General features: G+C 39.1%; 20 protein-coding genes. 10 read left to right on the top strand and 10 right to left on the bottom strand.

Going from position 1 to position 20666, the window contains the following annotated elements; genetic code table 11:
- The first annotated feature begins 23 nt into the window (after positions 1 to 23).
- The 3 genes from ACH3PA_RS05820 (at position 24) to ACH3PA_RS05810 (ending at position 4250) form a co-directional block, all read left to right on the top strand.
- A complete protein-coding gene (locus ACH3PA_RS05820) occupies positions 24 to 3155 on the top strand; it encodes a leucine--tRNA ligase (RefSeq protein ID WP_416446273.1) in 3132 nt (1043 codons plus the stop codon).
- Positions 3155 to 3430, top strand: coding sequence for a SemiSWEET family sugar transporter (locus ACH3PA_RS05815; RefSeq protein ID WP_416446275.1), 276 nt, complete (start codon positions 3155 to 3157; stop codon positions 3428 to 3430). Before ACH3PA_RS05820 ends, ACH3PA_RS05815 begins: the two co-directional genes overlap by 1 nt.
- 109 nt (positions 3431 to 3539) lie before the next feature.
- Entirely contained in the window at positions 3540 to 4250 is a 711-nt protein-coding gene (locus ACH3PA_RS05810; protein WP_416446277.1) for a zinc metallopeptidase, read from the top strand.
- A gap of 132 nt (positions 4251 to 4382) precedes the next feature.
- Here the strand turns inward: ACH3PA_RS05810 and ACH3PA_RS05805 are convergent, their stop codons facing one another.
- Positions 4383 to 4853 (bottom strand): Lrp/AsnC ligand binding domain-containing protein, encoded by a 471-nt coding sequence (locus ACH3PA_RS05805; RefSeq protein WP_416446279.1) that lies wholly within the window; start codon positions 4851 to 4853, stop codon positions 4383 to 4385.
- 108 nt (positions 4854 to 4961) lie between these two features.
- Positions 4962 to 6332: a saccharopine dehydrogenase family protein gene (locus tag ACH3PA_RS05800; RefSeq protein WP_416446281.1), complete on the bottom strand. Its 1371-nt coding sequence runs from the start codon at positions 6330 to 6332 to the stop codon at positions 4962 to 4964.
- Positions 6333 to 6402: 70 nt separating this feature from the next.
- On the opposite strand from ACH3PA_RS05800, the gene ACH3PA_RS05795 reads away from it, so the two are divergent.
- On the top strand, positions 6403 to 6789 hold the full coding sequence (locus ACH3PA_RS05795) for a DUF423 domain-containing protein (RefSeq protein WP_416446283.1): 387 nt from the start codon (positions 6403 to 6405) through the stop codon (positions 6787 to 6789).
- 64 nt (positions 6790 to 6853) lie between these two features.
- Here ACH3PA_RS05795 and ACH3PA_RS05790 read toward each other — a convergent pair whose 3' ends face one another.
- On the bottom strand, positions 6854 to 7603 hold the full coding sequence (locus ACH3PA_RS05790) for a uroporphyrinogen-III synthase (protein WP_416446285.1): 750 nt from the start codon (positions 7601 to 7603) through the stop codon (positions 6854 to 6856).
- Positions 7604 to 7621: 18 nt separating this feature from the next.
- Positions 7622 to 8287, bottom strand: a complete 666-nt coding sequence (locus ACH3PA_RS05785; protein ID WP_416446287.1) for a DUF4271 domain-containing protein — start codon at positions 8285 to 8287, stop codon at positions 7622 to 7624.
- A 107-nt stretch (positions 8288 to 8394) separates the two neighbouring features.
- Between ACH3PA_RS05785 and ACH3PA_RS05780 the strand changes: the two genes are divergently transcribed.
- From ACH3PA_RS05780 to ACH3PA_RS05770, 3 genes are read left to right on the top strand one after another with little or no spacing between them, the layout of a single operon-like run.
- On the top strand, positions 8395 to 9126 hold the full coding sequence (locus tag ACH3PA_RS05780; protein ID WP_416446289.1) for a polyprenol monophosphomannose synthase: 732 nt from the start codon (positions 8395 to 8397) through the stop codon (positions 9124 to 9126).
- Position 9127: 1 nt separating this feature from the next.
- Positions 9128 to 10468, top strand: a complete 1341-nt coding sequence (locus ACH3PA_RS05775; protein WP_416446654.1) for a dihydroorotase — start codon at positions 9128 to 9130, stop codon at positions 10466 to 10468.
- The gene (locus ACH3PA_RS05770) at positions 10465 to 10932 is read left to right on the top strand and encodes a DUF4296 domain-containing protein (RefSeq protein ID WP_416446291.1); all 468 of its coding nucleotides are present in this window, start codon (positions 10465 to 10467) and stop codon (positions 10930 to 10932) included. Before ACH3PA_RS05775 ends, ACH3PA_RS05770 begins: the two co-directional genes overlap by 4 nt.
- Here the strand turns inward: ACH3PA_RS05770 and ACH3PA_RS05765 are convergent.
- The gene (locus tag ACH3PA_RS05765; RefSeq protein ID WP_416446293.1) at positions 10921 to 11946 is read right to left on the bottom strand and encodes an NAD-dependent epimerase/dehydratase family protein; all 1026 of its coding nucleotides are present in this window, start codon (positions 11944 to 11946) and stop codon (positions 10921 to 10923) included. The genes ACH3PA_RS05770 and ACH3PA_RS05765 overlap by 12 nt on opposite strands.
- Before the next feature lie 227 nt (positions 11947 to 12173).
- On the opposite strand from ACH3PA_RS05765, the gene tyrS reads away from it, so the two are divergent.
- The 3 genes from tyrS to ACH3PA_RS05750 all read left to right on the top strand — a co-directional run bounded on the left by tyrS (position 12174) and on the right by ACH3PA_RS05750 (position 14595).
- Positions 12174 to 13472 (top strand): tyrosine--tRNA ligase, encoded by a 1299-nt coding sequence (gene tyrS, locus ACH3PA_RS05760; RefSeq protein WP_416446295.1) that lies wholly within the window; start codon positions 12174 to 12176, stop codon positions 13470 to 13472.
- Between the two features lie 221 nt (positions 13473 to 13693).
- Positions 13694 to 14140 (top strand): antitoxin Xre/MbcA/ParS toxin-binding domain-containing protein, encoded by a 447-nt coding sequence (locus tag ACH3PA_RS05755; protein ID WP_416446297.1) that lies wholly within the window; start codon positions 13694 to 13696, stop codon positions 14138 to 14140.
- Positions 14140 to 14595: an RES family NAD+ phosphorylase gene (locus tag ACH3PA_RS05750; RefSeq protein ID WP_416446299.1), complete on the top strand. Its 456-nt coding sequence runs from the start codon at positions 14140 to 14142 to the stop codon at positions 14593 to 14595. Before ACH3PA_RS05755 ends, ACH3PA_RS05750 begins: the two co-directional genes overlap by 1 nt.
- A 77-nt stretch (positions 14596 to 14672) precedes the next feature.
- Here ACH3PA_RS05750 and ACH3PA_RS05745 read toward each other — a convergent pair whose 3' ends face one another.
- The 5 genes from ACH3PA_RS05745 to ACH3PA_RS05725 all read right to left on the bottom strand — a co-directional run bounded on the left by ACH3PA_RS05745 (position 14673) and on the right by ACH3PA_RS05725 (position 20647).
- Positions 14673 to 15467 carry a tryptophan-rich sensory protein gene (locus tag ACH3PA_RS05745; protein WP_416446301.1) on the bottom strand — a complete coding sequence of 265 codons (795 nt, stop codon included), beginning with the start codon at positions 15465 to 15467 and terminating at the stop codon, positions 14673 to 14675.
- Entirely contained in the window at positions 15464 to 16618 is a 1155-nt protein-coding gene (locus tag ACH3PA_RS05740) for an aminotransferase class V-fold PLP-dependent enzyme (RefSeq protein WP_416446303.1), read from the bottom strand. Before ACH3PA_RS05740 ends, ACH3PA_RS05745 begins: the two co-directional genes overlap by 4 nt.
- A gap of 5 nt (positions 16619 to 16623) precedes the next feature.
- Positions 16624 to 17262 carry a ligase-associated DNA damage response endonuclease PdeM gene (gene pdeM, locus ACH3PA_RS05735; protein ID WP_416446656.1) on the bottom strand — a complete coding sequence of 213 codons (639 nt, stop codon included), beginning with the start codon at positions 17260 to 17262 and terminating at the stop codon, positions 16624 to 16626.
- Between the two features lie 121 nt (positions 17263 to 17383).
- Complete coding sequence (locus ACH3PA_RS05730) at positions 17384 to 17791, bottom strand: VOC family protein (protein WP_416446305.1); 408 nt, start codon at positions 17789 to 17791, stop codon at positions 17384 to 17386.
- Between the two features lie 390 nt (positions 17792 to 18181).
- Positions 18182 to 20647, bottom strand: coding sequence for a ligase-associated DNA damage response DEXH box helicase (locus ACH3PA_RS05725; protein ID WP_416446307.1), 2466 nt, complete (start codon positions 20645 to 20647; stop codon positions 18182 to 18184).
- Positions 20648 to 20666 lie beyond the last annotated feature (19 nt).

Below are 20666 nucleotides of genomic sequence, written 5' to 3'. Positions count from 1 at the left end.
ATAAACGCATACCCACAAGGATAATGAAATACTATTTTAACGCGATAGAAGAAAAATGGCAACAATATTGGGCAAAAAACGGCACTTTTCAGCCTAAAAACGCCAGTGATAAGCCTAAATATTATGTGCTCGATATGTTTCCTTACCCTTCGGGGGCGGGACTTCATGTAGGTCACCCATTGGGTTATATCGCCAGTGATATCTATGCGCGTTATAAAAGACATAAAGGTTTTAATGTTTTGCATCCACAGGGTTATGATTCTTTCGGGCTTCCGGCAGAGCAATACGCCATACAAACAGGTCAACATCCTGCCCTTACCACAGAAACAAACATCAATCGCTACAGAGAGCAACTTGATAAAATAGGTTTTTCATTTGACTGGAGTCGTGAAGTGAGAACTTCAGATCCTGAATATTATAAATGGACGCAGTGGATTTTCATTCAGCTTTTTGAAAGTTGGTATAACAACGATACAAATAAAGCCGAACACATTGATACGCTTATCGCGAAATTTGAGTCGGCTGGAAATGCTGAGGTAAATGCTGTTTGCGATGATGATATCGAGAATTTTTCAGCAGAAGCCTGGAAAGCTTTTAGCGAAAAAGAAAAACAACAAATACTTCTAAAATACAGACTCACCTACCTCGCCGAAACCGAAGTAAACTGGTGCCCTGAGCTGGGAACTGTACTTGCCAATGACGAGATCGTAAACGGAGTTTCAGAACGTGGCGGTTATCCCGTCATTCGCAAAAAAATGACGCAGTGGAGCATGCGCATCTCTGCTTACGCACAACGCTTACTTGATGGTCTTGACAAAATAGACTGGCCACAACCACTTAAAGACACACAAACCAACTGGATTGGAAGGTCGAAGGGGGCTTCCGCATTTTTTAAATTACATGATGAGACCCTGAAACAAGTTCGGGGTGACGCGCGTCATTCCGAACTTGTTTCGGAATCACACATGGGGATTTCAGTCTTCACAACCCGCCCAGACACCATTTTTGGGGTAACATTCATGACTTTGGCGCCAGAGCATGAGTTGGTTGAAAAAATAACCACACCAGAGCAAAAAGCCGAAGTAGAAGCCTACATAGAAGCAACTGCAAAACGAAGCGAGCGCGAGCGTATGGCAGATGTAAAAACCATCACCGGTGCTTTTACCGGCGCGTATGCAGAGCATCCTTTTACAAAAGAGCCGGTACCCATCTGGATAGGTGATTACGTGCTTGCCGGTTACGGAACTGGAGCTGTAATGGCTGTGCCTTGCGGTGATCAGCGGGATTATGATTTTGCAAAGCATTTTAATATCCCCATTAAAAATATATTTGAAGGTGTTGATATTTCTGAAGAAGCCTATGCGGCGAAAGACAAAACACCATTAACCAATTCAGGTTTTCTTGACGGACTTTCTTATGCCGAAGCTTTACCAAAAGCTATCAACGAACTGGAAAAAATAGGTCAGGGAGAAGGAAAAATAAACTACCGTCTGCGCGATGCGGTTTTTAGTCGTCAGCGATATTGGGGTGAGCCGTTTCCGGTTTATTATGTAGACGGAATGCCGCAAATGATAGATGCAAAACATTTGCCTTTGCGCCTTCCCGAAGTTGAAAAATACCTTCCCACAGAAGAAGGCGAACCACCGCTTGGCCGCGCTACTAAATGGCACTGGGACACAAATAAAAATGAAGTAGTTGCTGTGCCAAAAGGAGAAAATCCCCCTTCTGGGGTTTGGGGGCTTGAACTCAACACCATGCCCGGTTGGGCAGGTTCCAGCTGGTATTTCTTCCGGTATATGGATGCACATAATGAAGATGAGTTCGCTTCCGCGGAAGCGTTGAATTACTGGGAAAATGTTGATCTCTACATTGGTGGTAGCGAGCATGGAACCGGGCATTTATTATATAGCCGTTTCTGGGTAAAATTCTTAAAAGATCGCGGCTTTGTTGGCGTTGACGAACCTTTTAAAAAGCTTATCAATCAGGGAATGATTTTGGGGACGAGTGCGTTTGTTTATCGATTGTATGTCAAAACAATAAGAAATGAAAAAACTGATGCAATTAGCCAGAACTCTTTAGATACTTACGATTTTATTTCTATTAAATCGAATCAGTTTCTATCGTACAATATATTGTCTAAACTTTTAAAGCTAAAACCATCTTCATCTGATGGAAATCTAGTATTTAAAGCACAGAATAAGAGTTTATCAATTCAGTTATTAAAGAATTTTGAGGCCACTGAAGAGCAAATATTGCGCTACTCAAATGGTGAATATGACTTGGAGGTAAATTTTGATTCTATTCATGCTCCAGTGGAATTCGTTAATGCTTCAGACGAACTAGATATCAAAGCTTTTAAAAATTGGCGTCCCGAGTTTAAAAACGCCATTTTTATTGGAGAAAACGGAGAAGAAATCACTGATGATAACAATAAAAATAATAAATACGTAGTAGGTCGCGAGGTAGAAAAAATGTCCAAATCAAAATACAACGTCGTCAATCCTGATGATATTTGTGTTGATTATGGGGCAGATACGTTGCGAATGTATGAGATGTTCCTCGGCCCATTAGAGCAGGCAAAACCGTGGAATACCGCTGGAATTACCGGCGTTCACAACTTCCTTAAAAAACTCTGGAAATTGTATCATTCTGGCGCAGATGAATCATTTGAAGTTACAGATATTACTGCTTCTAAAGAAGCGATGAAAACGCTTCATAAGACCATTAAAAAAGTAGAAGAAGATATAGAGAATTTTAGTTTCAATACTTCGGTTTCTACGTTTATGATAGCTGTTAACGAACTTACAGCCGTGAAGTGCAACAGCCGCGAAGTTTTAGAACCTTTGGCTGTGCTTATTTCGCCGTATGCGCCACATATTGCAGAAGAATTATGGTCAAAATTAGGCCATAAAGAGTCGATTTCTACCGCTAATTTCCCGATTTTTGATGGTAAATACCTGGTAGAAAGCAGTAAAGAATACCCTATTTCGTTTAACGGAAAAATGCGTTTCACTATGGAGCTTCCGCTTGATCTTTCAAAAGATGAGATAGAAAGCGCGGTAATGGCACATGATAAAACGCAGTTCTATCTGGAAGGACGCACGCCTAAAAAAGTAATTATAGTACCCGGTAAAATTGTAAATCTTGTAGGTTAATGTGGGAAATAGACATCATTGAGGTCATAGGACTTATTGCTGCGGTTTTTACAACCTCCTCCTTTGTGCCTCAGGTCTATCATTCTATTAAAACCAGAGATGTAGAAGGTCTTTCACTTACCATGTACATGGTTTTCTTTACCGGCGTTGTGCTGTGGACCATCTATGGCTTTTATAAAGACAGTTATGCAATTGTGCTGGCAAATTCTATAACAGGGTTGCTTGCATTTGTTTTAATCATACTCAAGGTGAAATATGGCAAGCCTAAAAAGTGATTTGTTTTTATAGCTATAGAATTAATTCACGGTCAAAAAGACAGACGCAGAAATTGGCTTGAGATTTGCTTTACAAATTGTAGATTAAACTCAATTAAAAGATAAAACGATGATTTCAGGAGGATATATGGGTTACTATTTACTTGTAGGTGCAATTGCGCTTGTGAGTTGGTTAGTAAGCAGAAAATTAAAAAGTAAATTTAAAGAATACTCTCAGGTTCATTTACAAAACGGAATGAGCGGAGCCGAGATTGCCCGCAAAATGCTTAGCGATAACGGCATTACAGACGTTGAGGTAATTTCTGTACAGGGACAGTTGACAGATCATTACAATCCCGCCAATAAAACAGTTAATTTAAGTGAGCCGGTTTATACACAGCGCAATGCCGCTGCTGCGGCAGTGGCTGCACATGAGTGTGGTCACGCGGTACAACACGCTAAAGCGTACAGCTGGTTAACCATGCGATCTACTTTAGTGCCGGTGGTAAGTGTAGCTTCTAAGATGTCTATGTTTGTTATCTTTGGCGGGGTGGTGCTTATGTCAATAATAGGTTCAGGATTAGGAATGACTGTTGCTTTAATTGGTCTTGGTCTGTTTGCGATGGGAACTATTTTCTCATTTATCACCTTGCCTGTAGAGTATGATGCCAGTCATCGCGCTTTAGCCTGGCTAGAATCTTCTAGGATGCTTACGCCTACAGAACATGCGGGAGCTAAAGATGCTCTTAAATGGGCTGCTCGTACTTATGTTGTAGCAGCTATTGGTTCACTGGCTACGCTGCTTTATTTTGCTCTGCAGATTTTTGGCGGCAGAAGGTGATTTTTTAGTCAATCTAAACCGGTTTCAGATCTCATGATTTATCAATTGTTTAAAATTGAGATTCCGAAATAAATTTGGAATGACGGTAATAAAATTTGAATTATAAAACCTCGAAAAATATTTTCGGGGTTTTTATATTTTAATCTGTCTCTGTATTTGTTGATCCAGCGAAATAAAGGTTTCAGTACGAGAAACACCTTCTATAGCCTGTATCTTTTTGTTAAGTAAGTTCATAAGATCCTCATTATTCTTACAGAGAATTTTAATGAAAATAGACCAGTTACCGGTCGTGTAGTGGCATTCTATTACTTCAGGTATTTCTTTAAGCTGCTTCACGGCAGCAGGATTGCTCATGGCGCGATCAAGATAGATCCCTACAAAAGCCATTGTGCTATACCCCAGTATTTTGGGATCAATGATAAATTTTGAACCAGAGATAAGTCCTGATTTTTCCAGCTTTCTTAATCGTTGATGTATTGCTGCGCCTGAGATACCTACTTTACGAGCTATTTCTAAAATAGGTTTACGTGCATCATCCATCAATTGACGTAGAATGATTTTATCTATTCCGTCAATGGCGATCTGCTCATTTACAATTTTCACATTTTCAGGGTTTAAACCGGGTTTACTGCTTTTGGCTGTTAAAAATAGTGAAAAGATTATTTTATGAAACTTATTAAGTTAAAAACATTAAAAGAACATTATTTGGGCTTAAGCGCCCAGATTCAGCGGGTTATAACCCAGATATGGCACCTCATATTCTTTAAAGATTATATTGTGCTCCTGCAATTCTTTTAAAATGGGCTCGTATACTTCTTTGCTAATAGGGATTTGTACACCTGGATTTTTGATGTGCCCGTTAAGAATACGTAAGGCTGCAATAGCAACCGGTAGACCTACGGTTTTTGCCATAGCGGTATTTGTTTGATCTGTCCCTACACTTACCATAGTTGCATCTATTTGCTTTTTTACACCATCGATCTCATAACCAAACTTGTGATACATCACGATCATATCCTTGTCGTCTGTAGCAAGTGTCCATTTGTCTTCAAGTATCTTTTGTAAACATTGAGCAGGTGTAGCATCAACGAGACCTATTTTCTTTTCAGGATTAAAAATATCGAGCTCTATTAATTTGTCCCACAGCAGATCGTCCTGATCTATTTTAATATTGTGACGTAGTTTAAGTTCAACTGAATCTGTATGTGAGTAAGGCAGAAAAAGGTTTATGAACTCCCTGTAACTCATATTTTGAGTGTCTTGCAGCGTATAGCTGTCGTCTGTCATACCCAGTTGCACAAAAACATTCCAAGCTCTGCAAAACCCAACCCGTCTTATTGTGCCACGATACAAAGTCAAAATATCCTGTAACCCATAAATATCGCGGTATTTGAGCGAATTTCGGTTAGCATAGGCCTCAAAACGACCGTAGCCTTCAACATCAAGAAACTCTGTTCTTCTAAATAAGCGTTGATACGGAATGTACTTATAGGTTCCTTCCTGGATAAACTCTGCAGCGCCTCCTTGCCCTGAAAGTACGACGTTGCGGGGATTCCAAGTGAATTTATAATTCCATAGATTTGAGTCACTCTCAGGAGCTACAAGTCCGCCTGTAAATGATTCAAAAAGGAGCATCTTTCCACCTTTTTCGCGAATGCGGTCGATAACCTGCATAGCACTCATGTGATCAATACCGGGATCAAGCCCAATCTCATTCATAAAAACAAGACCTTTTTGCTTTACAATGGTGTCAAGTTCCTGAATTTCTTTGCTCACATAAGAAGCGGTAACCATAGAGATACCAAAAGCAGCACAATCTCTGGCAACTTCAATATGCAAATGTGCGGGAAGCATGCTTATTACCAGATCACAACCCGTTATTGCTTCTTTACGCTCTTCATTTTTAAATATATCAAGCTCAAGAGCCTCTGCATTTTGGTGGTTTTTTGCCAGTTTTTGAGCGTTTTTTAGTGATTTATCACCTATTTTTAAAAGGAGTGATTCATCTTTAGCTTTTGATAATAAGTATGCTACAAGTTGAGAAGTTGATTTGCCTGCACCTATGATCAAAATTTTACGCATAGCCTTTGCTGTTGTATGTTTGTATGACACCTCACTAATGTAGGAAATAGATACAAGCTTAGAAAAAAATATGAACAGGAAACTTTTGATTTTAGGCGCAGTTTTAGGTTTTACTGCAGTTTTGTTAGGAGCTTTTGGCGCTCACGGACTTCAAAAAATTGTAGAACCGGCTGCCGTAGATTCATTTGAGACAGGAGTGCGTTATCAAATGTATCATGCATTTCTGGCATTGCTTGTGGGTGGTGTATTTACAATTAGCGCTAAAGCGAAAAAAACACTGTTTTACCTCTTGTTAACAGGAGTTTTATTGTTTTCGGGGTCTATTTATCTGCTTTCTACGCAGGCCGCGACAGGGATAGATTTTACTTCAATAGCTTTGCTCACTCCGTTAGGAGGTTTGTTGCTTATTTTAGGATGGGGAGTATTGATCGTTCAATTTTTAAAAAAGAAAGACTAAACCTTTTCGCATAAAAAAGCCTCTCATTTTACAATAAGAGGCTTAGATTATAAATTAAAATTCCTTATTTTTTATTGTTTACTTCATCTATGTAACGTTCTAAAGCCATAGTCATAGATGGTGTTTCAGGAGTAGGTGCCTGAATGTTGATTTTTAAACCAGCTTCTGCAGCTGCATTAACAGTTGAGTTGCCAAAAACTGCTATACGCGTATCTTTCTGTTCAAAATCTGGAAAGTTCTCAAACAGTGATTTAATTCCGCTAGGGCTAAAGAACACAAGTATGTCATAATAAACATCTTTCAGGTGTGAAAGATCGCTTACTACAGTTCTGTAAAAAATCGCCCGTTGCCAGTTGAGTTTTAAGTCATCAAGAGTTTCCGGAATATCTGGTTTTAAGGCATCTGAAGACGGAAGCAAAAATTTCTCATTCTTATATTTTTTAAGAATAGGTGCCATCTCTGCAAAGGTGCGCTTGCCTACATAGATCTTGCGTTTGCGGTAAACCACATACTTTTGAAGATAGTAAGCAACTGCTTCACTCTGGCAAAAATATTTTAGGGTATCAGGAACTTTAAAACGCATCTCTTCTGCGATTCTAAAGAAATGATCTACAGCATTACGGCTGGTTAGAATGATCGCTGAATAGTCTTTGAGGTCGATCTTTTGATGACGGACTTCTTTCCCTGGTACACCCTCCACGTGAATAAAGGGAATAAAATCAATTTTTACGCGTTTTTTTTCTTCTAGTTCAAAATAAGGAGAGTTTTCTACTTTTGGCTCTGGTTGGGAGACCAAAATTGTCTTCACTTTCATAGAGTTCAATTTTAATGCTTATACATCGATGCTAAGCAACTTAAATAAAATGAAATAGGGGGCAATTTCAAAAGCGCAAAGGTACAAAATAAAATAAAACAGATTACTGTAGATCAACTTTTCATATTTACGCAACGTATTAAAAAGAGTGATGGCGTTAAATACAAGTACTATCCCTATAATTATCCCAATTACATAAAGAGGTGGTTGTAAAGAGTAAACAAGCATCGCATTTATGGGTATAAGAAATATCGCGCCATAGTTGCGGTAAACAAATTTGTAGTAGTGATAGGTGCTTAATTCTTTCTCACCATCAAATAAAACCGCAGTCATTTTCTCAAGCAGGTATTTTACACCTATAAAGAGACCGTAAAAAATAAAGATTCGCAAAAACATGAGACTGGGCGCCACTGTAAAGCTTAAAACTTCAAATTTTGCTATGATGAGATAGATGAATAAAGAAACAGATAAAAGCTGTACTCCAAATAACAGCAAGTTAAAAGGGGTTTCAAATTTTACATTCTTACTCGTTTTTAAGAGGTATTTCTCGTTAAAGGCAAGCTCAGCAAAATCAACAAAATAACCTTCAAAGGCCAGCTTTGCAACTGCCAGTAATATTAAACAGAACACCAGTATTAAGGTGATCCAGTCATTGTTGATTAAGGTGCGCTCTATAGCTTCCAAACTGCCGATTTTAGTATAAGCAAAATTAATACAATTCACGGGTTTTGATATGGTGCACAAGTAGTTTATAGAATCAAAATAATTACATTTGCCTCAAATACTTTTTGATGGCACGTTCGCTCGTCGTAATCCCTACATATAACGAAGCAGAAAATATTGAGAAGCTTGTACGTAATGTTTTTGCGCAGCAACGCACGTTCTCTATACTGGTTGTAGATGATAATTCACCTGATGGGACTGCAGAGATAATAAAAAGCCTGATGCAAGAGTTTACAGGGCATTTATATCTGTTACAAAGGTCTGGCAAGCTGGGTCTGGGCACGGCCTATACAGCGGGATTCTCATGGGCTTTAGCCAGAGATTACGATTATATTTTTGAGATGGATGCAGATTTTTCGCATTCACCTAACGATTTGATACGCTTGTATAACGCTTGCGCGAAAAAAGGGGCAGATATGGCAATAGGCTCAAGATATAAAACAGGTGTTAATGTCGTGAATTGGCCTATGGGGCGTGTGTTACTTTCTTACATTGCGTCTAAGTATGTGCGCTTTATCACAGGGATGGATATTAGCGATACAACAGCAGGTTTTGTTTGCTATAAGCGAAAAGTACTAGAAGCCATAAATCTGGATAAGATAAGATTTATGGGGTATGCGTTTCAAATTGAAATGAAATTTAAAGCGCATTTACTAGGATTTAAAATAGAAGAAATTCCGGTTATTTTTGTAGATCGTACCCGAGGTACGAGTAAAATGAGTAAAAATATTATTTCTGAAGCCGTTTTTGGGGTGATACGAATGAAAATCAAAAGCTTGTTCAGCAAGTATGAAATTTGATATGGAAAAGGTTTTAATTAAAGATGCCAATATTGTAAACGAAGGCGAGATTATACAAGGCGACGTTTATATTGAGGACGGGATTATAATAGAAGTAGGGAAATACATAAGTGTAAAATCTCCAGATGTACACATTTTTGATGCAGAAGGGCAACACTTATTTCCCGGGGTGATAGATGATCAGGTTCACTTTAGAGAACCCGGTCTTATGCACAAAGCAACTATAGAATCAGAATCTAAGGCAGCAGTGGCAGGCGGTATAACTTCTTTTATAGAAATGCCTAACACATTGCCGCAAACGACCACTATAGAAAAGCTGGAAGATAAGTTTGCCAGAGCGGCTAAAAGTTCGCACGCCAACTATTCATTTATGTTTGGCGGTACAAACGATAATCTTGAAGAGATTAAAAAGGTTGATAAAAAGACAGTAGCCGGCCTTAAATTATTTTTAGGTAGTTCAACGGGCGACATGCTTGTTGATGACAGTAAAGTACTTGAAAAGATTTTTAGCAGTACAGATCTGTTAATCTCTGCCCACTGTGAAGATGAGGCTACTATTAGAAAAAATCTTGAGATCTATAAAGAACGCTATGGTGATGATATTCCTATTAACATGCATCCCATTATTAGAAGTGAGGAAGCTTGTTATATTTCATCATCAAAAGCTATAGCTCTTGCTAAAAAAACCGGGGCGCGTTTACATGTTTTCCATTTGTCAACGGCTAAAGAAACCAGTCTTTTTAGCAACAAAATCCCCCTAAAAGACAAGAAAATCACCGCAGAGGTTTGTATTCATCATCTATGGTTTACAGATGCTGATTATGATGAAAAGAAAACCCTCATTAAATGGAATCCCGCTGTTAAGACCAAAGAAGACAAAGAAGGACTTTGGGAAGCACTGCTTGACGATCGCATAGATGTTATAGCTTCAGATCACGCACCACATACGCTTGAAGAAAAGAAAAACGTTTATACTAAAGCTCCCAGTGGCGGCCCGCTTGTGCAGCATGCGCTTCCTGCTATGCTCGAGATGTATCACAGAGGCAGAATAAGCCTTGAGAAGATTGCCGAAAAAATGAGTCATAATCCCGCAATCCTGTTTCAGATAGAAAAACGTGGTTTTATAAAACCCGGGTATCATGCAGATCTTGTGCTGGTAGATCTTAATAACCCATGGACGGTTACAAAAGACAATATTCTTTATAAATGCAAATGGTCACCTTTTGAAGGTAATACCTTTAAATCTCGTATCTCGCATACTTTTGTTAACGGTAAACTGGCGTATAAAAACTTTAAAGTATACAATGAACGTTTTGGGCAGCGATTAACCTTTGACCGATGATAAAATACATTTTCTTTTGTATCGCTCTTTTGTGTTTGAGTTGTCAGGATGTAGAAAGACCTGAAAAACCAGACAATCTTATAGATAAAGATAAAATGGTAGATATACTTTACGATGTATCACTAATCAATGCAGCGCGCAGTTACAGTGTACCTAAATTAAAAGTTGCCGGAATCAAACCAGAGAATTTTGTTTACGAGAAATATAACATAGACAGCACACAATTAGCACAAAGCCTAACATACTATACAGTTGATTTTAATACTTATGGTCAGATTTGGGAAAGAGTAAATAAACGACTTGAAACCAAGCGTTCAGAAGTTGATAGCATTAAAAAAGTAAGCGATAGTATAGCGCGTGCAAAAGCTCAACTTTTAAAAGATGAGGGTAAAGATGTCCCGCAAAGAAGAAACCCAAATCTTACACCTCCTGAAAGAAGAGAGGTAAAGGACTCAATTCTTTAGCTGGCTTTTAAAGTGAGAAGCGATTCTTTCAATGCTTTCTTTAATAGGCGTAAACTTAAAAAAGAGCTGTTCTTCAATTTTAGAAGAATCATACACCGTATCAGTTAAAGCTGAATTTGCCGTAGATTTTGTAAGTCGGCGCCTGGTGCCAAAAAAAGTATTCAGGAACCAGTCTATTCTCCAAGCTAGGTTTAATTGCCACGATTTTAGCATGTTTTGAGGCGATTTTTTGCCTAATCTGGTCGATATTTTATCAAAAAGGATTTTAAATTTTAGATTTTCAGCTACCAGAATAAAACCTTCATTTTTAATTTCGCTGGCCATTAAAGTAAGCATTGCCGAAACCACATCTTTCACATCAACAAAACCTGTACTTCCGGGAACGCAGTATTTTAAACCTTTCGCTATTTGCGAAAACATTTTACCGCTGCCAGAATTGTAAAAACCTTCTCCCAGAATAACTCCGGGATTTACGATCACAACGTCCAGACCTTCCTGTGTACCCCGCCAGACTTCCATTTCTGAAGCATATTTAGAAATACTATAAACCGAATTCTCTTTGCTGGGATCCCAATGAGTTTCTTCGGTTACTGCGGTTCCATTTTCAGTTTCGCCCAGAGCGGCAACAGAACTTACATAGCAAAATTTCCTAACCTTACAGCTTAAGCTCAGGTTGACCATATTTGCAGTTCCCTCAATATTTATTTTTTGAAGTTCGTGCAAACGCTTCGGATTAAAAGACACCAAAGCTGCGCAGTGATATACGTAATCTACATTTTCAAAAGCATTGGTCAAAGCCCCGACATCTGTCACATCTGCCTGCACCCAATCTATTTTGTCAAAATTCTCTTGAGCTGTTTTTTCGTCTTGAGCTTTCCAGCGAAATAATGCTAAAACAGGCTCTTTGCTCGTTTCGGTACGATACGTGGCTTTGATAGGTAAGTTGCTGGTTTGAGTGAGTTCCCACAGTAAATGAGAGCCTACTAAACCTGTTCCTCCGGTAACTAAAATCATGCGGCTAAGTTAATCTCTCCAGAGGGTATAATTCCCCGAGGATTGCCTCGAATATATAAAGAATTTTCCGATTCATAATTCGTGAGCTTGCGTAGAATTTCCGGATTAAAAGAGGATCTTCATAATTAATCAATTCATTGAAGCATACAAATTGATTTCTGTGGGGCTTAAAGCATCAATATATTTATATTTGCGCCGCTTAGTTTAAGTTGAAAAATTTACAAGACATGATCAAGAATTTTATAGAAGAGTTGCAGTGGCGCGGAATGATACACGACGTGATGCCGGGTACAGAAGAACATTTAATGGAAGAAATGCGTGCTGCATACATAGGTTTTGACCCCACGGCAGACAGTCTGCATATTGGTAATCTTGTGCCTATCATGCTTCTTGCTCATTATCAACGTGCCGGGCACAAACCTTTTGCGCTGGTGGGTGGTGCAACGGGAATGATTGGTGATCCTTCTGGTAAATCAAGCGAGCGTAATTTGCTTGATGAAGCAACTTTGCGACACAATCAGGAAGCGGTAAAGAAACAACTTTCTCAGTTTCTCGATTTTAGCTCAGGCGAAAAAAATCAAGCCGTAATGGTCAATAATTACGACTGGATGAAAGATTTTACTTTTCTTGATTTCATTCGTGATGTGGGTAAACACATTACTGTGAATTACATGATGTCTAAAGATTCTGTGAAAAATAGGCTTTCAGGTGAGTCTACAGAAGGGATGTCATTTACTGAATTTACTTATCAACTCGTTCAGGGTTACGATTTCTATCATTTATATAAAAACGAAAATTGCACACTGCAAATGGGCGGTAGCGACCAGTGGGGAAATATCACTACCGGTACCGAAATGATACGCAGAATAGGTGAGGGCAAAGGTTATGCGCTTACTTGCCCGTTAATTACAAAGTCAGACGGAAGCAAGTTTGGTAAAAGTGAAGGCGGCAATGTTTGGCTTGACTCGGAAAGAACTTCGCCTTATAAATTCTATCAATATTGGTTAAATACCAGCGACGAAGACGCAGCTAAATATATCAAGATCTTTACTTTTTTAGATAAAGAGGAAATTGAAAAATTAATTGCAGAACATAACGAAGCGCCCCACCAGCGCAGTTTACAAAAACGTTTAGCCGAAGAAGTTACAGTTACCGTTCATAGCCAGGAAGATCTGGAAAATGCTGTAAAGGCTTCAGAGATTTTATTTGGAAAATCTACTAGCGCCGACTTAAAATCGCTTAACGAAAAGACGTTTTTAGATGTTTTTGAAGGTGTTCCTCAAGCCGAAATAAACCGTTCAGAAATCGCCTCAGGAGTAGAAATAATTACTCTTTTAGCCGAAAAATCAGGTTTTTTAAAATCAAACGGCGAAGTGCGCAGAGCTTTAAAAGAAAACTCCATTTCAGTAAATAAAGAGAAAATAGCTGAAGATTACAGCGTAGGCGCAGAAGATCTTATCAATGACCGTTTTATACTGCTACAGCGAGGTAAGAAAAATTATTTTGTTATTCGCGTGGTTGATTAATTAACCTGTTTCTCGATACAAATTTACCTGCGCTATCGCTCCGTTAAATTCACTCGAAGTGACTTCCCGTGTTGTCAGTTCGAGTTTTTTTTCGCTCAAAAGCGAAAGAAAATATATCAAGAACAGTTGTTTAATAAAAGAATAAAGGTCCATGTACTTCTTAATGTCCTGCTTTTTTAATAAATTGCATTTGCAATATTATTTAATCTCAATTAGGAATAATGAGTACATCACTTAAATCTGCAGGAAGCAAAAGAACGATTGGTAAACCCAAGTCTCGTTCTCTACTTAGTAAAACCGTTAAAAGTGAAGCTAATTGGCGAGTAGGTCGATTAGCGTATAGCCAGGCATTACCTGTTCTTGATTTCCTGAATTTAAATCAGGATGAAAAGGCAAAAATTTTAGATGTTAATCCTTCCACAGTATCAAGATGGAAATCAGCAGATGGTAAATTGGGCATTTTGAGTTCTAAAATGGTATATGATATAGAAGAGCTTATTGAAAAAGGAATTTCAGTTTTTGGTTCTGAAGAGAAATTTATTAATTGGCTTGAGACGGATAATTATGCGTTGGGAGATGATAAGCCTAAAGAACTTCTGCAAGATCCCAGAGGGCTGGAACTTGTTGATGAAGCCTTAGACGCACTTGCCTGGGGAAGCTATATTTAATGATTTTTTACAGAATTTATCAGGATCGGGAAAATCATTCTGCTTTGGGCTGGGGGCCCGGTGGCGCCAGATGGAACAGGGTGGGTACACCTTTAATATATTGCAGTAATTGTTTATCGCTAAGTATGGTAGAGCATCTATCAATTCGCGGTGCTGCAGTTTCAGATTTTGAATGGAGGATTGCAGAATTAGATATTCAATCAGAAATAATACGCCTAGAAAGAGAAGATCTACCTGAGTTTTGGTATAATCGCCCGCATCCTAAAAGCACACAGCAATTGGGTACATTATGGGCGCAACAGCGAAATTCCCTGGTTCTGGCAGTTCCTTCCGCCCGTCTACCTTTAAATATTTATGAGAAAGAGTATAATCTTTTAATAAACCCTTTTCATCCCGATTTCAGTTCTATACAAGTTGTAAAGGATGAGGTGATACAGTTTGAACTAAATCAATAGTAATTTCCGTTTTGTCAGTTCGAGTGTTTTTTTTTTCGCTCAATGCGAAAGAAAAACGTATCAAGAACTTCTTTTAATTACCTTCTTTCTTTCAACTTCGCCAACGGACTCGTATCTCTGTTTTTATAACCATGAATGCCAGCTGCGATAATCAATAAAATGCTTCCGCAGAGCGCATAATAAGCTATCGCATTAATGCTTCCATTATGCTTGATGAACAGGGCAAATAGTGCCCATGCACCTACAAGAGCAAATTCTCGCATGTTTCGCAGATTGATCATGAGCATGTTGATGAAAACGGCAACCGTGATCATAATCATCGTCCAGACGATCTGATTAAGATGAGAACCGGCAAGATCTATTTTCACCAAAAAGGAAGCGATATTGGCAATGGTCGCTACGGCAATCCAACCCGAATAAAAGCAAATAGGCCACCACACAAAAGCGATCACTTTTAGCGGCGCATCCCAACGTTCCATGTTTGTATTGATTACAACTTTGAGCAGGCTCACTAGTATTCCAATCATTATCAATACCGAAAGCCCGATGTATTCATAGGTAAATGCAAAAACCCACGCAGTGGTGAGAAAATTGGCAAGCGCAAACCAATAACCGGTCTGTTCAATAAAATCGGTGTTTTTATGGCTAAAAAAGGCTCTTTTTACCTGAAAAACGGAATAAGCGATTAATCCCAGAAAGATGACTCCCCAGATAGCAAAAGCATAATCGGCTGGTGTAAACAGGTTAAAATACTTATAACTTACTTCTCCATTTGTAGTGTCATTAAAACGCAGAATCTGCGAAGCAGCATTTACGACAATAACCAGAATTACCGAGAATAGATTGAGTAACGCGAGTTTTTTCTTTTTCATAGTAGAGTTTTAAAAACTGAGATCAGCTTTTCAAAATCCTCAGCCGTATTGTAAACATGTGGTGAAACGCGGATGGCATTCCCACGATAAGAGACCAGAATTTTTTCTTTAGAAAGTGCAGCCTTTACTTTGTCTATAGAAATTGTTTGTGGAAGATAAATACCAAAAAGGTGTTGCCCGCGATACCCATCTTCTTCAATATAGCAGCCCATTTCGCGTAAAGCGGAAACAGCTTCCTGCGAAATCTCTTTGCAATACTCCTGAATGGCCTGAGGTGTCCATTCTATCAATTGCTCAATCGATTGGGTAAGCATGGGTGTTAGCACAAAATTACTTGATTCTCCTACAGAAAATCTTCCTGCTCTCGACTGATAATTTTCCTGGTAATTTGTGAGCAGTGAAAAGTCTTCACTGTCTGCGCGATTCATCCAGTTGTGTTCAATGGGGTTTCCGTAATGGAGAGATTCGGCATAATAAGCTACGCCAAGCGAATATGGTCCTAACAACCATTTGTAACCGCCGCAGATCAAAGCATCAGGTTTGATTTCTGCTACAGAAAAAGGAAAAGCACCTACACTTTGTGTACCGTCAATGACTAATTTACCGCCTTTTTTATGCACTTTTTCACCGATTTTTGCCAATTGAAACCGGGTTCCGTCTGCCCAATGGCAATGTGCTAGAGCGACTAAAGCTGTATTGGGATTAATGGCATTTAGAATTTTTTCATTCCAAAGTCGCCCTCGATCTTTTAATTCCGTGGGAGGTTCAATATTAATGATCTTCGCACCGGTGCGTTCTGCCAGATGCTGCCAGGAATAAATATTACTGGGAAATTGCTCATGCGCTACTAAAATTTCGTCAGTTGGTTTTAAATTCAGGCTGTTGGCCACGTTTGCCATTCCGTAAGAAACCGACGGTATGATCGCGATATCCTGATAATCAGAAGCTTTGATCAATTGAGCAAAGCGTTTTTTTAACGGATTGCGAATTTCAATAAAATCCTCAGGCGTGATAGAGTAGGGTTTCGCTTTTCGCTTTAAGCTCTCTATTCCCAGTGCAGTTACACTTTTAAGTTGGGGAGACATGTACGCGCCGTTGAGGTATGTGATATCTTCATCAAGCTCAAAAAGATGCTTTTGATTTGTGAGCATATAAATTAGTTAGTTACTAAAATTACCTCATTTTTAGTTATCGCAAAAACCTGATCTCCGGGTTTTGGGTTTAAATAAAAATTGCCCGTAAAGGTGCCAAAAGCGGGTAAAATAAGCTGATTTTTGGTCTTGAAAAAACAGGAAAGTTTAAGGCTTCTACCGCCAAAACCAGACAGTCTGATACCCGGATGAATGTGACCTGAGAAATTAAAAAAGTCTTCGCGTTCTTCAGGATGGTGTGTAAGCAGAAAGTTTTCTAAAACCCATTCTGAATGTATGCGTATACCAATTTCTTCATATTTAAGAGGCGAAATAATATCGTGATTACCGGCTATGAGAATAATTTTACGTTGCGTTTGCAGCACCCAATTTTCAAAAAGCTGCCATTCAGAATTTAGCGAACTATGAAATAAATCACCCAGAAAACAAATGATTTTAGGCGAAAAGTGATTGACGACTTTAGTAAGCTCAGTAAAATTTTTATGAATTGCTTTTGCAGGAACGGCACTACCGTATTTCCTGAAATGGGAAACCTTGCCCAAATGTACATCTGCAATAAGCAGCATATTCTGTTCTTCCCAGAAAATCACTCCGCAGGGATGTAAGCCGAATGTGTTGTCATTAATTGAAATTTTCTCTGTCATAGCGCCTGCAAAGTTCTGCTTTTTCATTCAAAAAATAGGCTTTAAAACTTATGAGTGAATGGCGATATAAATAAAAAAGCCCGCTTTAAAAGCAGGCTTTTTTAGGCTAATTCAAATAAATCTAATTTTCCTGATAATTCAGCATCCAGGAGATTCCGAATTTATCGTGAAATCTAGTGTAGTATGCGTTCCAACTCGTTTCTTGTAAAGGAGTGTCGATACGGCCACCTTGAGATAATTTCTCAAAAAGTTCATCTGTTTCCTCTTTACTGTCCAGATCAACGCTGAGCGAAATCTGATTGCCTTCATTTAACGGCGTATCTGGGGCGGCATCGTAGGCCATTATGTGGATCCCCTTACCTTTCAGTTCGGCATGCTGCAACTTGTTTCTGTAATTTTCGGGAATGTCAATTTCTTTTCCTTCATACGTTTCCTTATTCTGAATCTCTGCATCAAAACAATCCCTGTAAAAATTCAGGGCTTCCTGACAGTTTCCTCTAAAGGTTAAATATGGTTGTACTTTTTTCATGATTGTTAGTTTTTATAAAGCTAGCAAGAATGCGGCTTAAGCCGAAATTGAAGGTGTTATTTTCTTCTTAATCCATAGCTAAAATGTGTTAACCACATCACTAAGGAGTTTACCCATTTTAATTTTTTGAAGTTCCTTCCCTTCAGAAGGGAAGGTGGATTCGCTTTAAGCGAAAGACGGAAGGGTTAACCCTGAACCACCCCGTCTCAATCTTACGCTTGAGCCACCCCTCCTTGAAAAGTAGGGGAATTTGTACTAACCCGAAAACATACAGCTCAACCTGCAAGGTCTTCAAGACCTTGTAGGTTTTCCATTTTGATACGCATTCGCATTAGACCTACAAGGTTATCAAAACCTTGCAGGTCTGTCATTGACCTTACCGGTCAGACGTTATATTTTATCCAGATACGTAAGCATCTTTTTGATCTGGTCTTCGAGTTTCTCGCTGGATAGTTTTTCGCGCAAGCGGTCTGTGATGATTGGGAATGAAAAAGGAGTTGGTTTTTCGCAATATTTGATCACTATTTCCTGATTTTCTATGCGTTCTAAGGCAATGCGTAAGCGGCCTTCTTCCAGTTGATGTTCAAAAGTTTCGCGATAAGCCTGCTGAAAAAGGAGGTTTTCAGGTTCATAATCCCGAAAAACCTCAAATAGTAACTGACTATTACTTTGAAGGTGCTTGCTTTTTACAACCTTACCGGGATAACCCGTGAACACCATCCCGGCAATCACAGCGATATCACGAAATTTACGGCGAGCCATTTCTGTAGAATTCAAGCTCTTTTGCAGATCATCAAGAAGAAAATCAGGCGTAAAAAGGTCATTATCTAAAACCTGTTGCAGATCAATCTGCTGGTCTGAAAGAATTTCAAAACCATAATCATTAAATGCAATGCTAAAAGAAGTAGGAGAAAGCAAACTAATGCGATAGGCCAGCAAACTACCCAGCGCTTCATGCACAAACCGCCCTTCAAAAGGATAGAAAATATGATGAAAACCTTCCCTGCTTTGAAAAGTTTCAATTAAAAACTGATCAGCATTAGGAACAATTGATTCTTTTCGCTGTCGCGAAAAAATATGTTGCAAGGCACGCAATTCTCTACTTTGATTTTGAGCAGGTTCATTTGCCGAGTATAATTCTTGCCGTAACAATTCGCTCATTTGTGCGGAAAGTGTTAATCTTCCGCCCATCCAACTCACAATGCGAGCGTTTTTTACTTTGGCTTTTTTAACCAAAACCTGCATATTCTTGATGCGGTATAATTCAAGAGTTCTACCGGCAAAAGTGAAAACATCTCCCGGATTTAATTTAGAAATAAACCATTCTTCAATACTGCCAATGAATCCGCCCTTTAAATATTTTACAGCCATTGCGGCATCACCTACAATAGTACCTATTTGCAAACGGTGTCGCATGGCGATGCCGCGGTTGTTGACTTTAAATAAGCCGTTGTCTTCTATCTCAACTTTTTTATATTCGTCATACGCTTTCAGCGATTGGCTGCCTTTGGTAATAAAATTGAGAATCCACCGCCATTGGTCTTCGCTCATTGTCTGAAAACAAAAAGTAGATTTAATCTCCGGCCAAATTTCATTGGGATAAAATCCGTCAGAAACCGCCAGCGTGGTTAAATATTGTACCAAAACATCAAAACTAAGCAGATACGGAATTCTATCTTCTACTACCTGTTTTTTTACAGCTTCCCCTAAAGCCGAAGCTTCAATAAGTTCGATAGCGTGGGTAGGTAAAAAATAAATAACACTTTCTTTTCCCGGCTGGTGACCACTACGCCCGGCACGTTGCAAAAAACGAGCTACACCTTTAGGTCCGCCTATTTGAATAATCGTCTCAACCGGCGTAAAATCGACGCCCAGATCAAGACTAGATGTACAAACGACTGCTTTGAGACTTTCATTACGAATAGCTTCTTCTACCCAAAGTCTTGTCTCTTTGTTGATGCTCCCGTGATGCATCGCAACCTCACCTGCAAACTCTGGATATTTATTTATCAACCGCTGAAACCAGATTTCGCACTGTCCACGTGTGTTTGTAAAAAGAAGGGTCGTTTTACTCTTCTTGATGATGGGTACGACTTCATCAAGCAAGTGCAAACCCAGATGACCGCGCCAGGGAAATGTTTCCATTTTCTCCGGAATAATACTGTCAACTCTTATTTTTTTATCGATTTCTGCTTTAATTAAAACTGAATTTTCCAACGCCGGTGATTCTGGTCCCAACAATACCTCACGTGCTTGTTGCAAATTTCCTATGGTTGCCGAAATTCCCCAGATGCGCAGTTTAGGAGCGATGGTTTTTAATCTGGAAAGGGCGAGTTCTGTCTGTACGCCGCGCTTTGTGCCTAGCAATTCGTGCCACTCGTCAATCACAATGGCAGAGCAGTCTTTAAAGGTTTTGTCATAACCTTTTGATGAAAGTAAAAGATGCAAACTTTCCGGAGTGGTGATAAGAAGGTCTGGCATTTGCTTTTTCTGCTTGGCTCGTTCGGCCATGCTCGTGTCCCCAGAACGAATCCCTACGGTAATCTGAGTTCCTATTTCATCAGCAAAGCGTTGAGAAGCCTGTGCAATTTCCACAGATAGAGAGCGTAATGGTGTAATCCAAATCGCTTTAAGTCCTTTTTTATGTTTGGTTTTATAATCGGGATTGCTTCTTATGTAATCAAGCACAATTGGAATCCAGAGCGCATAGGTTTTCCCGCTTCCTGTGGGCGCGTTTAGGAGTCCGTTTTTACAATCCAAAAATGCCTGCCAGGTTTCCCGCTGAAAGGGAAAAGGTTTCCATTTTTGGTTTTTAAACCAGGACTCGGGGATATTATAAAGTTGCTTTTCTGTCATAATTAAAACCCTTCCGTCT

Origin of the sequence: Leeuwenhoekiella sp. A2 (genome assembly GCF_047946655.1) — a bacterium.
Taxonomy (GTDB): Bacteria; Bacteroidota; Bacteroidia; order Flavobacteriales; family Flavobacteriaceae; genus Leeuwenhoekiella.
The sequence above is the reverse complement of the archived record's forward strand: the minus strand, read 5'-3'. Positions and strand labels throughout refer to the sequence as shown.

Excerpts from the sequence above, each read along its gene's own strand:
- ACH3PA_RS05815 (WP_416446275.1), top strand. The coding sequence starts at position 3,155 with ATGTGGGAAATAGACATCATTGAGGTCATAGGACTTATTGCTGCGGTT.
- ACH3PA_RS05820 (WP_416446273.1), top strand. The coding sequence starts at position 24 with ATGAAATACTATTTTAACGCGATAGAAGAAAAATGGCAACAATATTGG.
- ACH3PA_RS05745 (WP_416446301.1), bottom strand. The coding sequence starts at position 15,467 with ATGAAAAAGAAAAAACTCGCGTTACTCAATCTATTCTCGGTAATTCTG.
- ACH3PA_RS05770 (WP_416446291.1), top strand. The coding sequence starts at position 10,465 with ATGATAAAATACATTTTCTTTTGTATCGCTCTTTTGTGTTTGAGTTGT.
- ACH3PA_RS05790 (WP_416446285.1), bottom strand. The coding sequence starts at position 7,603 with ATGAAAGTGAAGACAATTTTGGTCTCCCAACCAGAGCCAAAAGTAGAA.
- ACH3PA_RS05800 (WP_416446281.1), bottom strand. The coding sequence starts at position 6,332 with ATGCGTAAAATTTTGATCATAGGTGCAGGCAAATCAACTTCTCAACTT.
- ACH3PA_RS05740 (WP_416446303.1), bottom strand. The coding sequence starts at position 16,618 with ATGCTCACAAATCAAAAGCATCTTTTTGAGCTTGATGAAGATATCACA.
- ACH3PA_RS05750 (WP_416446299.1), top strand. The coding sequence starts at position 14,140 with ATGATTTTTTACAGAATTTATCAGGATCGGGAAAATCATTCTGCTTTG.
- ACH3PA_RS05755 (WP_416446297.1), top strand. The coding sequence starts at position 13,694 with ATGAGTACATCACTTAAATCTGCAGGAAGCAAAAGAACGATTGGTAAA.
- ACH3PA_RS05730 (WP_416446305.1), bottom strand. The coding sequence starts at position 17,791 with ATGAAAAAAGTACAACCATATTTAACCTTTAGAGGAAACTGTCAGGAA.
- ACH3PA_RS05780 (WP_416446289.1), top strand. The coding sequence starts at position 8,395 with ATGGCACGTTCGCTCGTCGTAATCCCTACATATAACGAAGCAGAAAAT.
- ACH3PA_RS05765 (WP_416446293.1), bottom strand. The coding sequence starts at position 11,946 with ATGATTTTAGTTACCGGAGGAACAGGTTTAGTAGGCTCTCATTTACTG.
- ACH3PA_RS05775 (WP_416446654.1), top strand. The coding sequence starts at position 9,128 with ATGGAAAAGGTTTTAATTAAAGATGCCAATATTGTAAACGAAGGCGAG.
- pdeM (WP_416446656.1), bottom strand. The coding sequence starts at position 17,262 with ATGACAGAGAAAATTTCAATTAATGACAACACATTCGGCTTACATCCC.
- ACH3PA_RS05725 (WP_416446307.1), bottom strand. The coding sequence starts at position 20,647 with ATGACAGAAAAGCAACTTTATAATATCCCCGAGTCCTGGTTTAAAAAC.
- tyrS (WP_416446295.1), top strand. The coding sequence starts at position 12,174 with ATGATCAAGAATTTTATAGAAGAGTTGCAGTGGCGCGGAATGATACAC.
- ACH3PA_RS05795 (WP_416446283.1), top strand. The coding sequence starts at position 6,403 with ATGAACAGGAAACTTTTGATTTTAGGCGCAGTTTTAGGTTTTACTGCA.
- ACH3PA_RS05810 (WP_416446277.1), top strand. The coding sequence starts at position 3,540 with ATGATTTCAGGAGGATATATGGGTTACTATTTACTTGTAGGTGCAATT.